The organism is Afipia massiliensis (genome assembly GCF_014203115.1).
Taxonomy (GTDB): domain Bacteria; phylum Pseudomonadota; class Alphaproteobacteria; order Rhizobiales; family Xanthobacteraceae; genus Afipia; species Afipia massiliensis.
On the sequence record NZ_JACHIJ010000002.1, the window covers coordinates 282,369 to 298,140 of the forward strand.

Annotated in this window: 21 protein-coding genes; 10 read left to right on the plus strand and 11 right to left on the minus strand. The window is 62.7% G+C overall.

The annotated features are described in order from the left end of the window. Positions 1-9 precede the first annotated feature (9 nt). From HNQ36_RS06085 to HNQ36_RS06095, 3 genes are all read left to right on the plus strand, one after another. Positions 10-213 (plus strand): hypothetical protein, encoded by a 204-nt coding sequence (locus HNQ36_RS06085; protein ID WP_184083079.1) that lies wholly within the window; start codon positions 10-12, stop codon positions 211-213. Between the two features lie 60 nt (positions 214-273). Beyond that, complete coding sequence (locus tag HNQ36_RS06090; RefSeq protein WP_184083081.1) at positions 274-498, plus strand: hypothetical protein; 225 nt, start codon at positions 274-276, stop codon at positions 496-498. An 89-nt stretch (positions 499-587) separates the two neighbouring features. Further along, a complete protein-coding gene (locus tag HNQ36_RS06095; RefSeq protein WP_184083083.1) occupies positions 588-803 on the plus strand; it encodes a hypothetical protein in 216 nt (71 codons plus the stop codon). 110 nt (positions 804-913) lie between these two features. Here the strand turns inward: HNQ36_RS06095 and HNQ36_RS06100 are convergent, their stop codons facing one another. From HNQ36_RS06100 to HNQ36_RS06110, 3 genes are all read right to left on the minus strand, one after another. Then, positions 914-1,771 (minus strand): 3-hydroxybutyryl-CoA dehydrogenase, encoded by an 858-nt coding sequence (locus HNQ36_RS06100; RefSeq protein WP_184083084.1) that lies wholly within the window; start codon positions 1,769-1,771, stop codon positions 914-916. 159 nt (positions 1,772-1,930) lie between these two features. Next, on the minus strand, positions 1,931-2,587 hold the full coding sequence (locus tag HNQ36_RS06105) for a VOC family protein (protein ID WP_184083086.1): 657 nt from the start codon (positions 2,585-2,587) through the stop codon (positions 1,931-1,933). 209 nt (positions 2,588-2,796) lie between these two features. After that, the gene (locus HNQ36_RS06110; RefSeq protein ID WP_184083088.1) at positions 2,797-3,387 is read right to left on the minus strand and encodes an NADPH-dependent FMN reductase; all 591 of its coding nucleotides are present in this window, start codon (positions 3,385-3,387) and stop codon (positions 2,797-2,799) included. A gap of 156 nt (positions 3,388-3,543) precedes the next feature. On the opposite strand from HNQ36_RS06110, the gene HNQ36_RS06115 reads away from it, so the two are divergent. Further along, positions 3,544-3,780: a hypothetical protein gene (locus tag HNQ36_RS06115; protein WP_184083090.1), complete on the plus strand. Its 237-nt coding sequence runs from the start codon at positions 3,544-3,546 to the stop codon at positions 3,778-3,780. Positions 3,781-3,958: 178 nt separating this feature from the next. Then, on the plus strand, positions 3,959-4,198 hold the full coding sequence (locus tag HNQ36_RS06120) for a hypothetical protein (protein ID WP_184083092.1): 240 nt from the start codon (positions 3,959-3,961) through the stop codon (positions 4,196-4,198). Between the two features lie 17 nt (positions 4,199-4,215). Here HNQ36_RS06120 and HNQ36_RS06125 read toward each other — a convergent pair whose 3' ends face one another. Beyond that, the gene (locus HNQ36_RS06125) at positions 4,216-4,512 is read right to left on the minus strand and encodes a hypothetical protein (RefSeq protein ID WP_184083094.1); all 297 of its coding nucleotides are present in this window, start codon (positions 4,510-4,512) and stop codon (positions 4,216-4,218) included. Between the two features lie 246 nt (positions 4,513-4,758). On the opposite strand from HNQ36_RS06125, the gene HNQ36_RS06130 reads away from it, so the two are divergent. Then, positions 4,759-5,076: a hypothetical protein gene (locus HNQ36_RS06130; protein ID WP_184083096.1), complete on the plus strand. Its 318-nt coding sequence runs from the start codon at positions 4,759-4,761 to the stop codon at positions 5,074-5,076. A gap of 21 nt (positions 5,077-5,097) precedes the next feature. On the opposite strand, the gene HNQ36_RS06135 is transcribed toward HNQ36_RS06130, so the two are convergent. The 3 genes from HNQ36_RS06135 to clpS form a co-directional block, all read right to left on the minus strand. Beyond that, a complete protein-coding gene (locus HNQ36_RS06135) occupies positions 5,098-5,943 on the minus strand; it encodes a tetratricopeptide repeat protein (protein ID WP_184083098.1) in 846 nt (281 codons plus the stop codon). A 52-nt stretch (positions 5,944-5,995) separates the two neighbouring features. After that, a complete protein-coding gene (locus HNQ36_RS06140) occupies positions 5,996-7,060 on the minus strand; it encodes a carboxylesterase family protein (RefSeq protein WP_184084078.1) in 1,065 nt (354 codons plus the stop codon). A gap of 82 nt (positions 7,061-7,142) precedes the next feature. Then, entirely contained in the window at positions 7,143-7,460 is a 318-nt protein-coding gene (clpS, locus tag HNQ36_RS06145; protein WP_184083099.1) for an ATP-dependent Clp protease adapter ClpS, read from the minus strand. A 98-nt stretch (positions 7,461-7,558) separates the two neighbouring features. Here clpS and HNQ36_RS06150 point away from each other — a divergent pair, with 98 nt between their 5' ends. The 3 genes from HNQ36_RS06150 to HNQ36_RS06160 all read left to right on the plus strand — a co-directional run bounded on the left by HNQ36_RS06150 (position 7,559) and on the right by HNQ36_RS06160 (position 9,949). After that, positions 7,559-7,765, plus strand: coding sequence for a KTSC domain-containing protein (locus HNQ36_RS06150; RefSeq protein WP_184083102.1), 207 nt, complete (start codon positions 7,559-7,561; stop codon positions 7,763-7,765). A gap of 233 nt (positions 7,766-7,998) precedes the next feature. Continuing rightward, entirely contained in the window at positions 7,999-9,192 is a 1,194-nt protein-coding gene (locus HNQ36_RS06155) for an ABC transporter substrate-binding protein (protein ID WP_184083104.1), read from the plus strand. Positions 9,193-9,391: 199 nt separating this feature from the next. Beyond that, positions 9,392-9,949 carry a cupin domain-containing protein gene (locus HNQ36_RS06160; protein WP_184083106.1) on the plus strand — a complete coding sequence of 186 codons (558 nt, stop codon included), beginning with the start codon at positions 9,392-9,394 and terminating at the stop codon, positions 9,947-9,949. Between the two features lie 7 nt (positions 9,950-9,956). Here HNQ36_RS06160 and HNQ36_RS06165 read toward each other — a convergent pair whose 3' ends face one another. Next, positions 9,957-10,208, minus strand: coding sequence for a hypothetical protein (locus HNQ36_RS06165; RefSeq protein WP_184083108.1), 252 nt, complete (start codon positions 10,206-10,208; stop codon positions 9,957-9,959). A 189-nt stretch (positions 10,209-10,397) separates the two neighbouring features. On the opposite strand from HNQ36_RS06165, the gene HNQ36_RS06170 reads away from it, so the two are divergent. Beyond that, entirely contained in the window at positions 10,398-10,709 is a 312-nt protein-coding gene (locus HNQ36_RS06170; protein WP_184083109.1) for a hypothetical protein, read from the plus strand. An 81-nt stretch (positions 10,710-10,790) separates the two neighbouring features. Here the strand turns inward: HNQ36_RS06170 and HNQ36_RS06175 are convergent, their stop codons facing one another. Genes HNQ36_RS06175 through HNQ36_RS06185 form a run of 3 tightly spaced genes read right to left on the minus strand, consistent with a single transcriptional unit; the run spans position 10,791 to position 15,684 of the window. After that, positions 10,791-11,246, minus strand: a complete 456-nt coding sequence (locus tag HNQ36_RS06175; RefSeq protein ID WP_184083110.1) for an MgtC/SapB family protein — start codon at positions 11,244-11,246, stop codon at positions 10,791-10,793. A 48-nt stretch (positions 11,247-11,294) separates the two neighbouring features. Further along, positions 11,295-12,503, minus strand: a complete 1,209-nt coding sequence (locus tag HNQ36_RS06180) for an efflux RND transporter periplasmic adaptor subunit (RefSeq protein ID WP_184083111.1) — start codon at positions 12,501-12,503, stop codon at positions 11,295-11,297. Continuing rightward, positions 12,493-15,684, minus strand: a complete 3,192-nt coding sequence (locus HNQ36_RS06185; protein ID WP_184083112.1) for an efflux RND transporter permease subunit — start codon at positions 15,682-15,684, stop codon at positions 12,493-12,495. The genes HNQ36_RS06180 and HNQ36_RS06185 overlap by 11 nt, the downstream gene beginning before the upstream one ends. Between the last annotated feature and the right edge of the window lie 88 nt (positions 15,685-15,772).

A 15,772-nucleotide genomic window follows, 5' to 3' on the forward strand; every position in this document is an offset into this window, starting at 1 on the left:
TTCACGACAATGGACGATCAGGAAACTGTCATCGCGGCTGTTCAGGAAGCGCGTCGCATCCTCGGCCGCGACACCGGCTCTGGGGCACAGGACCGCAAAACAACAATCGACAGTCTGCGGTCCGTACTCGACAGCGATCAGGTCGCTCAGGCGCTGGAGCGGATCGCCCAACGCAGCCGTTCCAGGCCAACCGTCGAGAGCCCTTGGAGTTGAAGCCCTTGGAGTTAAGTCTTTCGAGTTAGATCTTCAGATTGAGCACACAGGAGAGACCGCATGGAGTCAGCTCAGGCGTTCAAACATCTCCGCACCCTGATCAAGGCCGCATCTGCGACCGACGATCCCGTCCTGATTCATACACAGCTGACCATGATGACCGTCATCATCGACAAGGCCGCCCCGAGGCAAACGGCCCGCGCACCCTTGTGGCTGACTGGCCCGGGGTCCATGGAAAAAATGTCCGGGAGAGAAGCGCCGAGGCCCTATTCCGGAGCGGAATAAGCGCCGCTGGCGCACGCCTGTTTGATCCGGATCAAGGGCCGGGTATGGTTCCGGTGTACAAGCCGGGACCAACAGACAGGGAAGCCAAAATGTCCGCATCCGAAATCGCAAGCCGTCACTTCGCGGCGGCTCTGGCGGAAGCAAAAGCCGCAGGATTGGATGACGACGGCGTTTGCCGCTCGCTGCTCGGTCTCATCGTTACGAAGTATCTTGAGACAAGGAGTGTCTCCGACGTGCAGTCGGAACTGCACTTCCTTGCTGACAACTGCGACCCCGACGCGGACTTCGCGTTCATGCGGCCGTAGAGCCTGCCCGGCTTTGATCAAATCAAAGCCGGACTCCAGCTTTTCATTTAGCGCGTTTTTTCAGGCGAACCGGTACCCGCTTCGCTCGAAAGCTTCAGGGCCGAGCAGGCTCAGCCCGCCTTGGCGTACTCGTAGAACCCGCGCCCCGTCTTGCGGCCGAGGAGTCCGGCATCGACCATCTCCTTCAGAAGCGGCGCGGGCCGGTACTTCGGATCGTTGAATCCGGTGTAGAACACCTCCATCACCGACAGCATGGTATCGAGGCCGATCATATCGGCCAGAGCGAGCGGGCCGATCGGATGATTGCATCCGAGCTTCATGCCGGCGTCGATCTCCTCTGCTGAAGCGATGCCTTCCTGCAGCGCGAACACCGCCTCGTTGATCATCGGGCACAGGATGCGGTTGACCGCGAAGCCCGGACTGTTTTTGGCAGTGACTGCCACCTTGCCGACGCGCTGGGCAAAGGCGAGCGCCTTGGCGTGGGTGTCGTCGGAGGTCTGCAGGCCACGGATCAGTTCGAGCAACTGCATCACCGGCACCGGATTGAAGAAGTGCATGCCGATGAAGCGATCCGGACGATCCGTCGCCGCAGCGAGCCGGGTGACCGAGATCGACGAGGTGTTGGTGGCGACCAGCGCGCGCGGCTGCAGGTTGGCGCAAAGGTCCTTGAGGATCTTGATTTTCAGATCCTCGTTCTCGGTCGCCGCTTCGATCACCAGATCGCATGAGGACAGTTTGGACTTGTCGGTCGTCGCGGTAATGTGCGCCAGCACGGCATCGCGGTCGTCCGGTGTCATCTTCTCTTTCTTGACCAGCCGATCGAGGCTCCCGCCGATGGTCGCCACACCGCGCGCGACGGCCGCGTCGGAAATATCAACCATCACGACCGTAAGCCCCGCAGCCGCGCTAATCTGCGCGATGCCGTTCCCCATGGTGCCGGCTCCGATGATGCCAACGGTCTCGATCATGTCTCTTGTCCTTTCATTGCTTCAATCCGGGGCGAGCCTTCACGCTGCATGCGTTCGCCATGCGGCCGGTCGCGCCTCATCCATGGGTCGGGTATCTACTCCGCCCAGCCCGGCGGCGCTACAGCTAACATCCCGCGCGAGTTCCGGCGCTCCAGCCGCTTATGTCGGCAACGGTGCCCCCGCCTGCTCCGCCACCATGTACGCGGCGTACCAGTCCGGCCAGTTCTCGTCGTGTTTGCCGCCGGTCCGCTTCTCGTGCTCGCCGTGCGCAACCGCAGCGCGCGTCAGCGCCGCCGCGAGTTCAGCCGATGAGGTGAAAATCGTGTCTCCCGCCTCCACACGTCCGGGCAATCGCGTGGTGATCTCCTGGAACAGCCAGCCGTTGCCGTCCGGATCGCTGAACGAGGCGTATGAGCCGTAGCTGCTGCGATGGGGAGCCGGGCCGCCGACCCGATGCCGCCCGGACAGGAAAGGCTCGTCCGTGCCGGTGTGCTTGTTTCCGACGCCGTGAAACACGTCGCCGACCTTGACGCCGCGACCGAGCAACTCGTTGCGGGCCACCTCAATGTCGGAAACGATCAGATATAGCCCCTGCGCGGAGCCCGGAGCCGCCGCAGTGACATTCTTTCCAAATATGACCGAGCATGGCGAACCGGGCGGCGTGAACTGGATCACGCGCCAGTCGTCACCGGCGGCAAAGTCGGCATCCAGCCGCCAACCCAATCCGCCATAAAAGCTTTTGGCGCGATCGACGTCCGACACGGGGATGACGACGACCTCGAGCTTCATGTCGCTGCGCGCTTGAGTATTGCTCATGTCCGGCTCCTTGGGTTCGGGTCCATTGAGACTGGAGAAATAGGCGCCGAACACACGCGTATCCGCTCGTCCCCGCGAAAGCGGGGACCCAGGGCTACGGCGACAGATCGTCAAACAAATTGCGCACGTCGGCGAAGAACCTCATGTCGTGTCGCCCTCTGGATCCCCGCATGCGCGGGGATGAGCGGAAGATAGGATTATTATGCCCCTCAATACGGCGGCTTCTTTTTCGCGCGCTGCGTCTTCGCGGCTTCGACCCACCACATCAGGTCGTCGGCGAAGCGCGGGAACGATCTTGCGAGCGCCTTGCCACCCTCGCCGGTCGGCTCTCCTGCTTCAGAGAGCGATTGTCCAATCGGTCCGACCGCGATGGTGCTCGAGGTTACCACCATGCCCATCTCCGACAGCGTGCCATGCCACGCCAGCGCCGCCCGCGCGCCGGAAAACCGTCCCGCCGAATAGCTGGCGATGGCCGCCGGGCGCCAGAACCATTCCTCCAGAAAATGATCGGTGAGATTCTTCAGGCCCGGCTGCAGGCCCCAGTTATATTCGCCGGTGACGAATACAAAGCCGTCGGCGGCGATGATCTTCTGCGCGAGTTCTTCCATCGCGGTGGGCGCCCCGCCTTTCGGATGCTCCTTGTACATCCGGTCCAGCATCGGCAGGCCGACGGCTTTCGCGTCGATCAATTCCGCATCTGCGCCGCGCTCGCGCAAACTTTTGACGATGAAGTCCGCGAGGCGAATGCCCATCCGGTCGGAACGGTAGGAGCCATAAAGGACGAGAATGCGGTCGGCCATGGGCGCGGCTCCGGTTGCGGGACGGCAGAAAGCGTAGCCCGGATTGGAGCGCGGCGAAATCCGGAGAGAATGGAACAACAACCCGCGTTTTGGGTTTGAAATGGCGCGGTCATCATTCCGTGCTCCGGCCTGTCCCCTGACTGAGGAGCAAGAGCAATGGTTCGAACGATCCTCATCGCCGCCGTGCTGTCCGCAGCCGTTACCGCCGCTTTCGCCCAAGACTCTCGACGCGGCGGAACGTCCGACCAGCAGCGCGCCTGTTCAAAGGATGTGTCCCGTCATTGCCGTCCGGTGATGAAGGAGGACGATTTCGCAATTTTGGGATGCCTGAAAGAAAATCGCGCCAAGCTCAGCAAGCCATGTCTCAAGGCTCTGGCCGAGAGCGGTCAATAGCCCGGCGCCGGAAGACGCGGAGCGAAATCCGGGTGCCGCAATACACCAGAATGCCCTTGCCCGTCTTCACGAACCCGCCGCGACGAAGCACTCGAAGCTTTCAAAACAGGCCCCGTTGCGACATGATGCCCTCGTTTCTGAGAAGCATTTTTCTGCAAGCCGATTGCGAGGTTTGTCGATGGCGATCTGGAAGCGGCTTCGGCGGGCGCGGGCGGATGATTATCAGACCTGGCACCCCATCGACGAAACGCCGATCCCCCTGAGCATCGGACGGATCTGGCTAGCGGACAAGGATGGCAACGCCCGGCGCGCGATGTCGTGGACATGGCCCGCCCTCAAGCGCCGCGAGCCCGGCAAGTATCGCCATTGGATGATGCGTGTGCACGGCGCGAAAGAACCGCCGTCTGCGGCGGTTTGAGATAGCGCCGCGCTAGATTATGTCCTGGTGCATACAGTCGGCCCTCGCTTGCCATGCCTGAGCAAGGTGCCTTTCTTGTTCATCGTCAGCGTAACGCCCCGGCCGGTGTAGCGCGCACCCGTCAGGGTGAACCGCTTCCTCAGCGCCACGGCCTTGCCGTCGATCTGGACGTTCGCGACCTTCGTATCCAGAAGCGCAACGAAGCGTGCGCCGTCGGCGCAGATGAAACTCTGGAAGCTCTGCGCGGACACCGGCGACGTGCCCGCGCCGGTCAGGACGGCAAATGCCGCTGCAAGGAATGTCAGCCGTTTCATCGTTCGCCTCTCCCGCTCCAGCTAGCCATCGGGTTCCCCGGCTCGCCCTACAACCCACACGCTCCGGTAGTCTAGCAGGACCGCCTTTCCTGTGCATATCGCAACAGTTCACGGGAGCGGTCCCCCGCATAGGAGTACACTGACGCCTCGTCGGCCATTGCGATTTCGCAAGTGCCTTCAAATACCTGTGGTCTTTCGGCGTTTGTCCGCGAGTCGCGTCATCCCTGGTCTGGAGGGAGAGTTCAGATGCTGACAAATGTTGCGCTCCGGGATGCCCGGCCGGCGGTGATCGTGTGTCCGGGCTGCGCCAAGCACCTGATGGACGTCATGGACGTCCGCTGGGCCATGACCAAGCTCGAGTTCACCTATGCTTGCTCCGGCTGCGGTACAGAGACCATCCGTGCGATCGCGGGCGACACTCCAATCTTCACGTCGCGCGCCACGACGCATCTGCGCAGTCTCGAGATTTTCCGCTTCAGTCCCGATGCCACTGAGCGGCCGCGTCATCGCGCGGTGGAAACCGCGATCAGCTCGCAGGTCGTCCGCGAGCGGCGGACGGGCTGAGCATTCTCCAACATTGCCTCATCAGAAGCAGAGGTTGGTCACGACCTTGCCGGACTTGTCCTTGAGCACGTAAGGACATTCGGCGCGCTTGAGCGCCGCCTTGGCCTCGTCGTTGCCGAGCGCTGCGGCTTTCTCGTAATAGGTTTTCGCCGCGCCGGAATCCTGCGCGCCGCCCCGGCCGTCCTTCGCGAAGGCTCCCATGCGCTCCAGCGCGCCGGGATGATCCTGCGCCGCAGCCTTCTCGAACAGGTTGCGCGCGCCCGCGTCGTCCTTCGGACCGCCGACACCATCCTGCAACATCAACCCCAGTTGAAACTGCGCCTCGGCGTTGGTCTCGGCTGTCTTCGCCAGCAGACTGCGCGACCGGGCCGCGTCGGCGGGCGCGGCACCGCCTTTTCCAGAGAGCGCGGCAAGATTGCTGACGCCGCGCGGATTGCCGCCCTGCGCGGCGCGCTCGAACAATTTGGCTGCTGCGGCTTCGTCCTTGGCCACGCCCGCGCCGGTCGCGTAAGCGACGCCAAGTTCGACCATCGCCGAGGTGCTGCCCTTGTCGGCAGCCTTGCGCCAGGCACCGATGGCCTCCGCGCTCTGGCGGTTCGCGGCATAGGCGCGGCCGAGCTGATACATCGCGCGGCGCGAACCCGACGCCTGCTTGCAGAATTTGATCGCGGTTGCGACATCGGCTGCGGCGACAGCGGCAACGCCCTTCGCATCCGCAGGTTTGTCCGGGTCAGCGGGATCAGCAGCGAGCCGGTCGCACAGCACGAGATCGGCGGATTGCGCGTGTAGCGGCGCGGGCGTTGTCGCTATCAAGGCGAACGCGGCGATGCCTAAACTTGCGGCAATGGAACTTGCGGAAAAGGTCATGAGTATCTCGGGATTTCCTGCAATCAGTATATCCCGACAATCATCCGCCCGGCTACGCCTTCAGCCAATCCAGCACCGGCGCGTTGATCTCGCGCGGATAGGTGTGACTGAGATCGTCGATCTCGCGATAGGTCACGTTGGCGCCCGCCGCGCTCAGCGCGCGCTGTGCCTGCCGCGCGACCTCGACCGGAAACATCCAGTCCAGTGCGCCGTGGGTCAGGAAAATCGGCAGCCCCTGCATCCGCCCGGCGTCTGCCATCGAGATCAGCATCGGATGGAAAGTCGCGGACACCGGCGCGAGGTGCGTGAACGGTGAACCGCCGTCGAGCGCGGTGACATAGCAGAACGTGCCGCCGTCACTCATGCCGGTCAGCAGCAGGCGCTTCGGATCGACATTCCATCTCGCGCTGACCGCTGCGACGATACGTGCAAGGTTCGGCGTGTCGTTGTCGTCGCCCATCAGCGCCCATGTCGAGCCGAGCGAATTTCCCGCCGAGGTCGGCGCAACAAGGATCGCACCGAAGGAGCGCGCATCGCGCAGCCAGCTCCAGAGAAAGCTGCGGCCATGCCCGCTGCCACCGTGCAGCGCCACCACCAATGGCCATGCACGATCCGGCGTGTAGGTTTCCGGCACGTAGAGCGAGAAGCCGCCGCGCGTGCGCGGCTCGTTGTCGACATGCATCACGCCGGTCTCGTTCTCGCGGGGCGGCTGCATGCGGAGCGCCAGTGCGTCGGCATCGCTTCGCAGCGACGGATCGAAGAAGAACGCGTTCACCGCCGGGATCATCGATGCGAGTGGATAGAGCGCTTCCAGCGCACGCGGCAGATGACGCAAGGCGCGAAACACCGCGCGGATATCGCCCTGCCCGGCCGCCGTGCGCAGTTCAGCAAACCCTGCGAACGCTTCGTCGCTGGCGGCGACAAGGCGCTTTCCGACGTCGTCGGATGCATCGAACGGTTTGAAATCCGAATAGGCCGCGCGCAACGCGGCTTCCGGCGTACCGATAGCCTCCATCACCTCGCCTAATGCCGACGGATCCAGGTGGCGCGCAACGAGACTAAGCGTCTCGATGCACGTAAGCAAAGGCAGGAGAATCTTCGCGGGATCTGATGTCATCGATGCACGGTATCGCCTGACGCGGCGTGCAGGCAAGGCGACGGCCGGACTGGCAGCCATGATCGTGAAGGTTTTCCCCCCGCTACTCTTCCTTCTCGGTCGTGAAGAACAGCGGATAGCCTTTGGCCTTGCCGAGTTCAGTCGCTTCCTTGGCCTTGGTCTCGGCGACGTCGCGCGTATAGACCGCGATGACGCAGGCACCCTTCTGATGCGCCGTCAACATCACGCGGCTCGCCGTCTCCTCCCCCATCCGGAAAACCGCCTTCAGCACACTGACGACGAATTCGCGCGGCGTATAATCGTCGTTGAGCAGGATCACCTTGTAGAGCGGTGGCCGCTGCAGCTTGACCTTGGTCTTGGTCTTGGTGGTGGTTTTCGGTGTGACGGTGGTCGGGCTCATCTGTGATCTCTCGGCGCCGTGCAGAGGTTGACGATCTCAGGGTTGGTACGGGACGTTTCGCTTCCCATATCGGGACGAGTGAAAGCAACGAGGACCGCATGCCGCAGGTCGCATCAAGCGTGATTTCGCGCATCGAGTATAACGCGCCCGCGCGCGAGCTTCACGTCACTTTCACGAGCGGCCGGTCCTACAGCTATTTCGGCGTTCCCGGTGAGGTCTACTTCCAGTTCTGCCGGGCTCCCTCGAAGGGCGACTTCTTCAACACCCTGATCCGCGACCGCTACGAATTCACCGAGCATCGCTGACGCCGACGGCATCCGCTGGCAGCAAATCGCAGGCAGCCGGGCCAATCCATAGTCCAAAATTGATACTATAGCATCGCATCGCGACGAGAGACGGCGCTTATGCCGCAGAAATCTCCTTAAAATATGGATTCTTTCCACTTGCTCCCTGATTTGGCCGAAGCTAGTTTAAAGTTCTAAAATCGAACTAATAGTCCGCATCGGGTAGACGGGCGGCTCACGGGAGAGAAACCACTATGTCGAGGATATTATTCGCCGCGCTGGCCGCATCGCTCACGCTGACTGCGGCTGCCGTCGCCGCCGATGCCCCTGGCGTCACCGCAACGGAAATCAAGGTCGGAGCGACCTTCCCGTTCAGCGGCCCTGCCTCATCGCTCGGCAACGCCGGCAAGGGGCTGATCGCCTATGTCAATCAGGTCAATGACCGCGGCGGCATCAATGGCCGCAAGGTCAACCTGATCACCTACGATGACGCCTACAGCCCGCCGAAGGCCGTGGAACATACGCGCAAGCTGATCGAGAGCGACGAAGTCTCGTTCATGTTCGGCCAGCTCGGAACTCCGTCGAATTCAGCGACCATCAAGTACATCACCGGCAAGAAGGTTCCGGACACCTTCATCACCACCGGCGCGACCAAATTCACCGACAGCAAGGACTACCCGCTGACCACGACGGCGCTGCCAAGCTACGACACCGAGGGGAAGATTTACGCCAAGTACTTCCGCGCGCAGTTGCCCAACGCGAAAGTCGGAGTCCTCTATCAGAACGACGACCTCGGAAAGGATTTCGTTGTCGCGATGAAAGCGGTCTACAAGGATGAATACGCGTCCAAGGTCGTGGCAATGGCCTACGAGGTTGCCGACCCGACAGTGGATTCACAGGTCGTCAACCTGAGGGCCAGCGCTCCGGACGCCCTCCTCATCGCAGGCACTCCGAAGTTCGCGGCGCAAGCCTTGCGCAAGATGAACGAGATGGGCTGGAAGCCCCTCACGCTCGTTAACTTCGTCGCGGCCTCGATCGGCAATACGTTCGCGCCGGTCGGCCTGGACAAGGTGACAGGCGTCGTGACGGCTGGCTTCCAGAAGGATCCGACCGATCCGAAGTGGAAGGACGATCAGGGCGTGAAGGAGTTCATCGCGTTCTTCAACAAGTATCTGCCCGGCGCGGACCTCGCCGACCAGAACTACATGTACGGATACCAGCAGGGCATGATCCTTGAACAACTCATCAAGCAGAGCAGCAGCGATCTGTCCCGCGAAAACATCGTGAAGCAAAGCAAGAGCTTCAAGGACTTTGTGTTGCCGACAGTTCTGCCCGGCATCAAGGTCAATACAACACCTGAAGTGAACCAGGCTTACACACAGATGCAGATGCAGCGCTGGAATGGCAAAAGCTGGGATCAGTTCGGCGAAGTCATGAGAGCCGACTGACGCAACTTACGCGTCAGACCTCTGCGCTTATCAGGGCGCCGCGAAAATCGCGGCGCCTTTTTCATTTCTCATTTGGCTCGGCCTGGTCGCTCTGAACGGAACATCCGCGCGGCAAGCGCGTTGTTTCCTGCACCCCGCCGCGCAGGCTTCGCCGCCGGCAAAATCCCCCATCCAACACCGGAACCATGGACTAGACCCCATGCCTGCAATCTATAACTCCGATCCACCGACGGCGTCGTTCAAGGTTAGCCCCGTGTCCTTCATCTTCCCCGATGATGGACTGGTCCCGAACAACCCGCTGCCGTTCCTGCTCTACAAGGGCGCGGTCGTCACCGACAACGGCGATCCGGAATGGAACATGGAAGAGACGTTCAACGCGAACGGCTGGGGCCAAAGCTGGCGCAACGGCATCTTCGACTATCTGCACTATCACGCGACGGTCCATGAAGTGCTGGGCGTCACGCGAGGCCGTGCGCTAGTCCGCTTCGGCGGCAACCATGGTGAGGATTTCGAGATCAGGAAGGGCGACGTTGCGATTTTGCCCGCCGGTACCGGCCATCAATGCCTGTCGGCCAGCGAGGACTTCGCCGTGGTCGGCGCCTATCCGCCGGGTCAACAGATGCAGGTCACGCGCCCTACGGCCGAGAACTATCGCCTGGCAGTCCGGATGATCCCGCAAGTTGCCCTGCCGGAGACAGATCCGGTGTACGGACAACGGGGTCCGCTGGTCGAACTCTGGAGAAAACGACGCCGATAACCGGCGATCAGGGCGTCGCGAATGTCCGCGATGCCTGCTCCGGCCCCATCGGGACGCAGACCTTCTTGCGGCGGAGCGCGCCGATCGCGCCCGTGACCTTCATCACCTTACCGACCCCGCAGGTGCCGTTATCGACATAGACGACGGACCATGGCGAAAGGAAATAAGGTTCTTTTTTCAAGAAGTTGGGTGACATTTCCTGCGCCATGCAAGGCGCGGACACACCGCACAGAAACGCGACGGCGACGACGGTACGCATGACGCTCATCCCAAAAGCCGGCAGACAACACCGACGGACAACACAATGCTCGGTTTCAGTGAAGGTTCCAAGACGCGAACAGTCGCACGCTGAATATTTTTGCGGCACGCCTTCGCGAACACATCATAGCAAATTCCGGAACGGGACAAGCCGCGATGTGTTGGGCCTCCAATAGCAACGGAGGTTCTAATGCGACGTAAACTGCTCCTGACGACACTCGTGGCGGCATCGCTCGCGGCATCGACACTGGCGGCCTCCGCCCAGGTTGCTCCGCCGTCTTCGCCGGGCGGTTCAGCAGCCGGCTCGCCGGGCGTCTCGCCCGCGACCCCGCCTCCATCGGCGGCGCCAGCCACCGGAACGACCGGTCGCAATACCGGCATCAACCAGCCCGGCGTGCCGAATACCTCGACGCCCGGATCGATCGGGACCGGCGCGTCCCCGAGCGGCCTGCCGGGCGACAGCACATCCAGTCCCGGTTATCCGGGCAAGGTCGGAAAGTAGACACGGTCCCGGTGGCCGGCCGCGCGCGAATGCTTCGCGATTTTAAGCGTGATCGCGCACAGGACTTCGTGTGCTCGACGGCTACTTCTTTTCCTCTTCGCTGCCTTCCTGCTTGAACGGAGCCAGCAGCCAGAGCGTGAGGAACGTGAACAGGGAGATCATCACGGCGACGTCGTAAGCGCCGAGCCCGACCGCCGCGCCGGTGGCCCCGGTCGCCCAGAGGCTGGCGGCGGTGGCGGTGCCGCGCACCGAATTCTCGGTTTTCAAGATTGCCCCGCCGCCGATGAAGCCCATGCCGGTCATCAGGCCTTCGATGATGCGCGCGGTGCCCTCGGGGTGCCCTTCGAGGATGTGCTCAGTGGCCTGCACGATGCCGCAGGTCGCCAGCGCCACCAGCGGGAACGTCCGCAGTCCGGCGCTTCGCTCCGCCTTTTCCCGGTTCCAGCCGATTGGCAGCGCCAGCACGTAAGCCACTGCGAGCGCAATTAAATGCGGCCCGATCCGAAAGCTGCCGGTCATCTCCAAAAGCGACTGCATGGACCCCTCCAGGAATCGTTGCAGCGTGACACGGAGACGCGCGCGGCGCTACTCGGTCTTGGTGGTGCTGTTGGAACTGGTCCGCGGCTTGCCGTCCTTACCATCCTTGCCCGCGCCCGCAATGCGGACCTGATCGCCGTCGGCGATACCGTCGAGCGGGGTCACGATGACCCGGTCGTCCGGCGACAGGCCGGAGGCGATCTCGATCTCGCGGCCGAGATCGCGGGCGATGGTGATGGTCTTGAACAGTACCTTGTCACCCGCGGTGACAGTCGCCACGCGCAGACCGCTGCTGTTGAACACCAGCGCGCTTGCCGGAATGCTCAGGGGCTGCACGTCGCTCGACAGGGATAGCTTGACGTTGGCGAAGGCGCCGGGCCGCAATTCGCCCTTCGGGTTTTCGATGGCTAGCTGCATCCGCGTGGTGCCGGATGACACGTCCACCGACTGCGCGGAGGCCTCGATGGTCGCCGGGAAGGTGCGGTTGGCATATTCCGGGACCGTGACCGTCGCCTTCGCGCCCATTTTGATGGCGGGCAGATAGCTCTGCGGCACGTTCACGTAGAGCCGCAGCTTGCTGACGTTGGACACGACAAACATCGCGGCACCCGAACCGGTGCCGCCGCTGATCAGCGCGCCGACGTCGGTATTGCGTTCGGTGACGACGCCGTCGAACGGCGCGGTCACGAGCTTGTAGGCGGCGAGCGCCTCGAGGCGTTCGACGTTGGCCTGCTGCGACTTGACCTGCGCTTCCTTGCTGGCGAGGTCGGCCGAGCGCTCGTCGATCTCCTGCTGCGAAACGAAGTTCGACGCCAGCAAGGTCTTGCGGCGGGCCAGCGTCGCAGCCGACAGCTTGGCGGCGGCCTGTGCATTGGCCAGGTCGGCGCGTGCCTGCAACAGTTGCTGATCGAGATCCGGAGCCTCGATTTCAGCGAGTTCCTGCCCCGCTTTGACCTGCGCGCCGATGTCGGACTTCCAGCCTTTCAGGTAGCCGCTGACCCGCGCATAGATCGGCGCACGGGAATAGGCTTCCAGCCGGCCCGGCAACTCGAGCGTGGCGTTGAGCGGCTTGGTCCCGGGCAGCGTCACCGCCACCGACGGCACGGCCTGCGCATCGGTCCATTCCTTGAGCTGGGCGTCGCCCTTCGAGCGGGTGATGATGCCGGTGACGACCACGGCCGTCAGCACGCCGATGGCAACGGTGCCGTAGAGCCTTAGCTTGCGCGGCGACACGCGTGTGCCCTGATCAGGTCGCATGAACGATCTCCGGTGCCATCGCAGGTTTTGCGGGCATCTTCTTGTGAACCATACTGAACAGCACTGGCACGAACATCAACGTGGCAAATGTCGCAAAAATCAACCCGCCGACCACGGCGCGTCCGAGCGGCGCGTTCTGCTCGCCGCCCTCGCCCAGTCCCAGCGCCATCGGCGTCATGCCGATGATCATCGCCAGCGCGGTCATCAGCACCGGCCGGAACCGGACGAAGCCGGCATCGAGCGCGGCGGCGATCGGGTCGCCCAATTCCTCATAACGCTCACGGGCGAAGGCGATGACCAGCACGGAGTTCGCCGTCGCCACGCCCATGCACATGATCGCACCGGTCAGCGCTGGCACCGACAGCGTGGTGTGGGTCGCGAACAGGAACCAGACGATGCCCGCCAGCGCCGCCGGCAGCGCCGATATGATCACGAACGGATCGGACCACGACTGGAAGTTGACCACGATCAGAAGGTAGATCAGCACAATGGCGCCAAGCAGGCCGAACAGCAGCCCCGCGAAGGCGCTGTTCATGGTTTCCACCTGCCCGAGCAGAACCACGCGGCTGCCCCTGGGAACATCGTTCGCGGTGTCGGCGATAACCTTGTTGATGTCCTTCGCCACCGCGCCGAGATCGCGCCCCTGCGGCGTCGCATAGATCTGGACCATGGTCTGGATGTCGTACTGCGACACCACAGCGCTGGAGGACGAGCGGTTGATGTTGGCGATGCTGCCGAGGATCGGCGGCGTCGCCATCCCCGCCGCGGAAATCGGCAACGCCTCGAGCTTGTTCAGCGAGTCGATCCGGTACTGCGGCGTCTGCATCACGATGGAATACGACACGCCGTTTTCGGGATTGAGGAAGAACGTCGGCGCCACCTGCGAGCTGCCGGCGAGATTGACGACCATGCTGTTGGTGACGTCGCGCGCCGTCAGCCCGACATACTGCGCGCGGGTCCGGTCGACATCGACATTGAAGCCTGGACTGTTCGGCGACTGCTGGATCCGCGCGTCCGCCACGCCGGGAATAAGCCTGATCCGCCGCAGCAGATCGTTGGCGTACTTGAAATTCCCCTCGGCGTTATTGCCGCGAACCTGAAGATCAATCGGAGCCGGCGCGCCGAAGTTCAGAATCTGGCTGACGATGTCGGCGGGCAGGAACGCGAAGGAGACGCCGGGGAATTCGCGCGGCAGCTTCTCGCGCAGCTCGCGGACATACTCGTCGGTCGGACGGTGATCGCCCTTCAGCTTGATCTGGATATCGCCATCCTGCGGACCGATCACGCCGGTGTTGTTGTAGGTCATGTTGATGCTGCTGTTCGGCATCCCGATGTTATCGGCCATGGTGTCGATATTGTCGGGCGGGATGACCTGCCGGATCGCCTTCTGAATGTCGGCCAGCCGGTTCGCGGTTTCTTCGACGCGGGTACCGATCTGGTTGCGGACATGGATCAGGATTTGGCCGGTATCGACCGACGGGAAGAAGTTGCGGCCGAGGAACGGCACCAGCAGGAACGACAGCGCGACGAAAGCGAGGAAGCCCGTGACGAATATCGGCCGGTGAGCGAGCGCCATTTCGAGCAGGCCGTGGTAGCCCGCCCTGAATTTCTCGAACCGGGTCTCGAAACCACGCTGGAACAGCACCAGCGGATTGCGGGTGGGCGGCTTTTCCGCGGCATTGCCGTGCTCGTCATGGGCGTGCTTGTGCAGCAGGTACTTCGCCATCGTCGGCACCAGCGTGCGCGACAGGATGAACGACCAGACCATGGCGAACATCACCGAGAGCGCCATCGGCACGAACAGGAAGCGCGACACGCCGGTGAGGAAGAACATCGGCACGAACACGATGCAGATACACAGCAGCGATACGAACGCGGGCGTCACGATCTGACGCGCGCCGTCGAGGATCGATTCCTCGACCTCCTTGCCCTGCTCCAGATGCCAGTTGATGTTCTCGATGGTCACGGTCGCATCGTCGACCAGAATACCGACGGCGAGCGCGAGGCCGCCGAGCGTCATGATGTTGAGCGTCTCGCCGATCGCCGCCAGGCAGATGATCGCGCCGAGCACCGACAGCGGGATCGAGACCGCGATAATGATGGTCGAACGCCAGCTTCCCAGAAACAGCAGGATCATGATGCTGGTCAGCACCGCGGCGAGCACGCCCTCAAAGGCGACGCCGGCGATCGCGCCACGCACGAAGATCGACTGGTCGCCGATGAACGAGACCCTGAGCGAGTCAGGCATCGAGTCCTTAATATCGGCGACTTTCTGTTTGATGCCGGAGATGATGTCCAGCGTCGATGTCGCGCCGGCCTTCAACACCATCATCAGCACGGAGCGGTTGCCGTCGACATGAACGATATTGGTTTGCGGCGGATTGCCGTCGCGCACCGTCGCCACGTCGCGGATATAGACGGTGGCCCCGTTCACGACCCTGATAGGCAGGTTGCCAAGCTCTTCGATCTTCAGCGGAGAGTTGTTGAGCCGGATGTTATATTCGAAGTCGCCGATCTTCTGGGTGCCGACAGGGGTGATCAGGTTTTGCGCGGCCAGCGCGTTGGCGACGTCCTGCCCCGACAGGCCGAGCGCCTGCATCGCGCTCGGGTTGAGGTCGATCTGGATCTGGCGCTGCTTGCCGCCGTAAGGCCACGGGATCGCGGCGCCGGGCACTGTGACCAGCGGCGTACGCAACTGATTGGTGGCAAAGTCGAACAGGTTTTGCTCGGTCAGTCCTTCGCCCGCCAGCGCAAGCTGGACGATCGGCACCGTGGAGGCATTGTAATTCAGGATCAGCGGCGGCGTGGCGCCCTGCGGCAACTGCCGGAGCATCGTCTGCGAGATCGCGGTCACCTGCGCGTTGGCGGTGCGGATATCGACGTTGGGCTGGAAGAAGATCTTGATGACGCCGGTGCCGTTGTAGGAATTGGCGACGATGTGCTCGATGTCGTTGACGGTCGTGGTCAGCGCGCGCTGGAACGGCGTCACGATGCGGCCCGACATCTGGTCCGGCGGCAGGCCGGTATAGGACCAGACCACCCCGATCACCGGAATTCGGATCTCGGGGAAAATATCGGTCGGTGTGCGCAAGGCCGCGAGCGGCCCGACAATCAGCAGCAGAAGTGCCAGCACGACGAAAGTATAAGGTCGGCTTAGGGCAATCCGGACGAGCGCATTCATATTTGACGTTTCTCGGTCAGCAGAGCGCATCGCTGCGCCCGCAGGAAGGACCTGTTCTCTTCACGCTTCAAATCTGGGGGCTGATCTA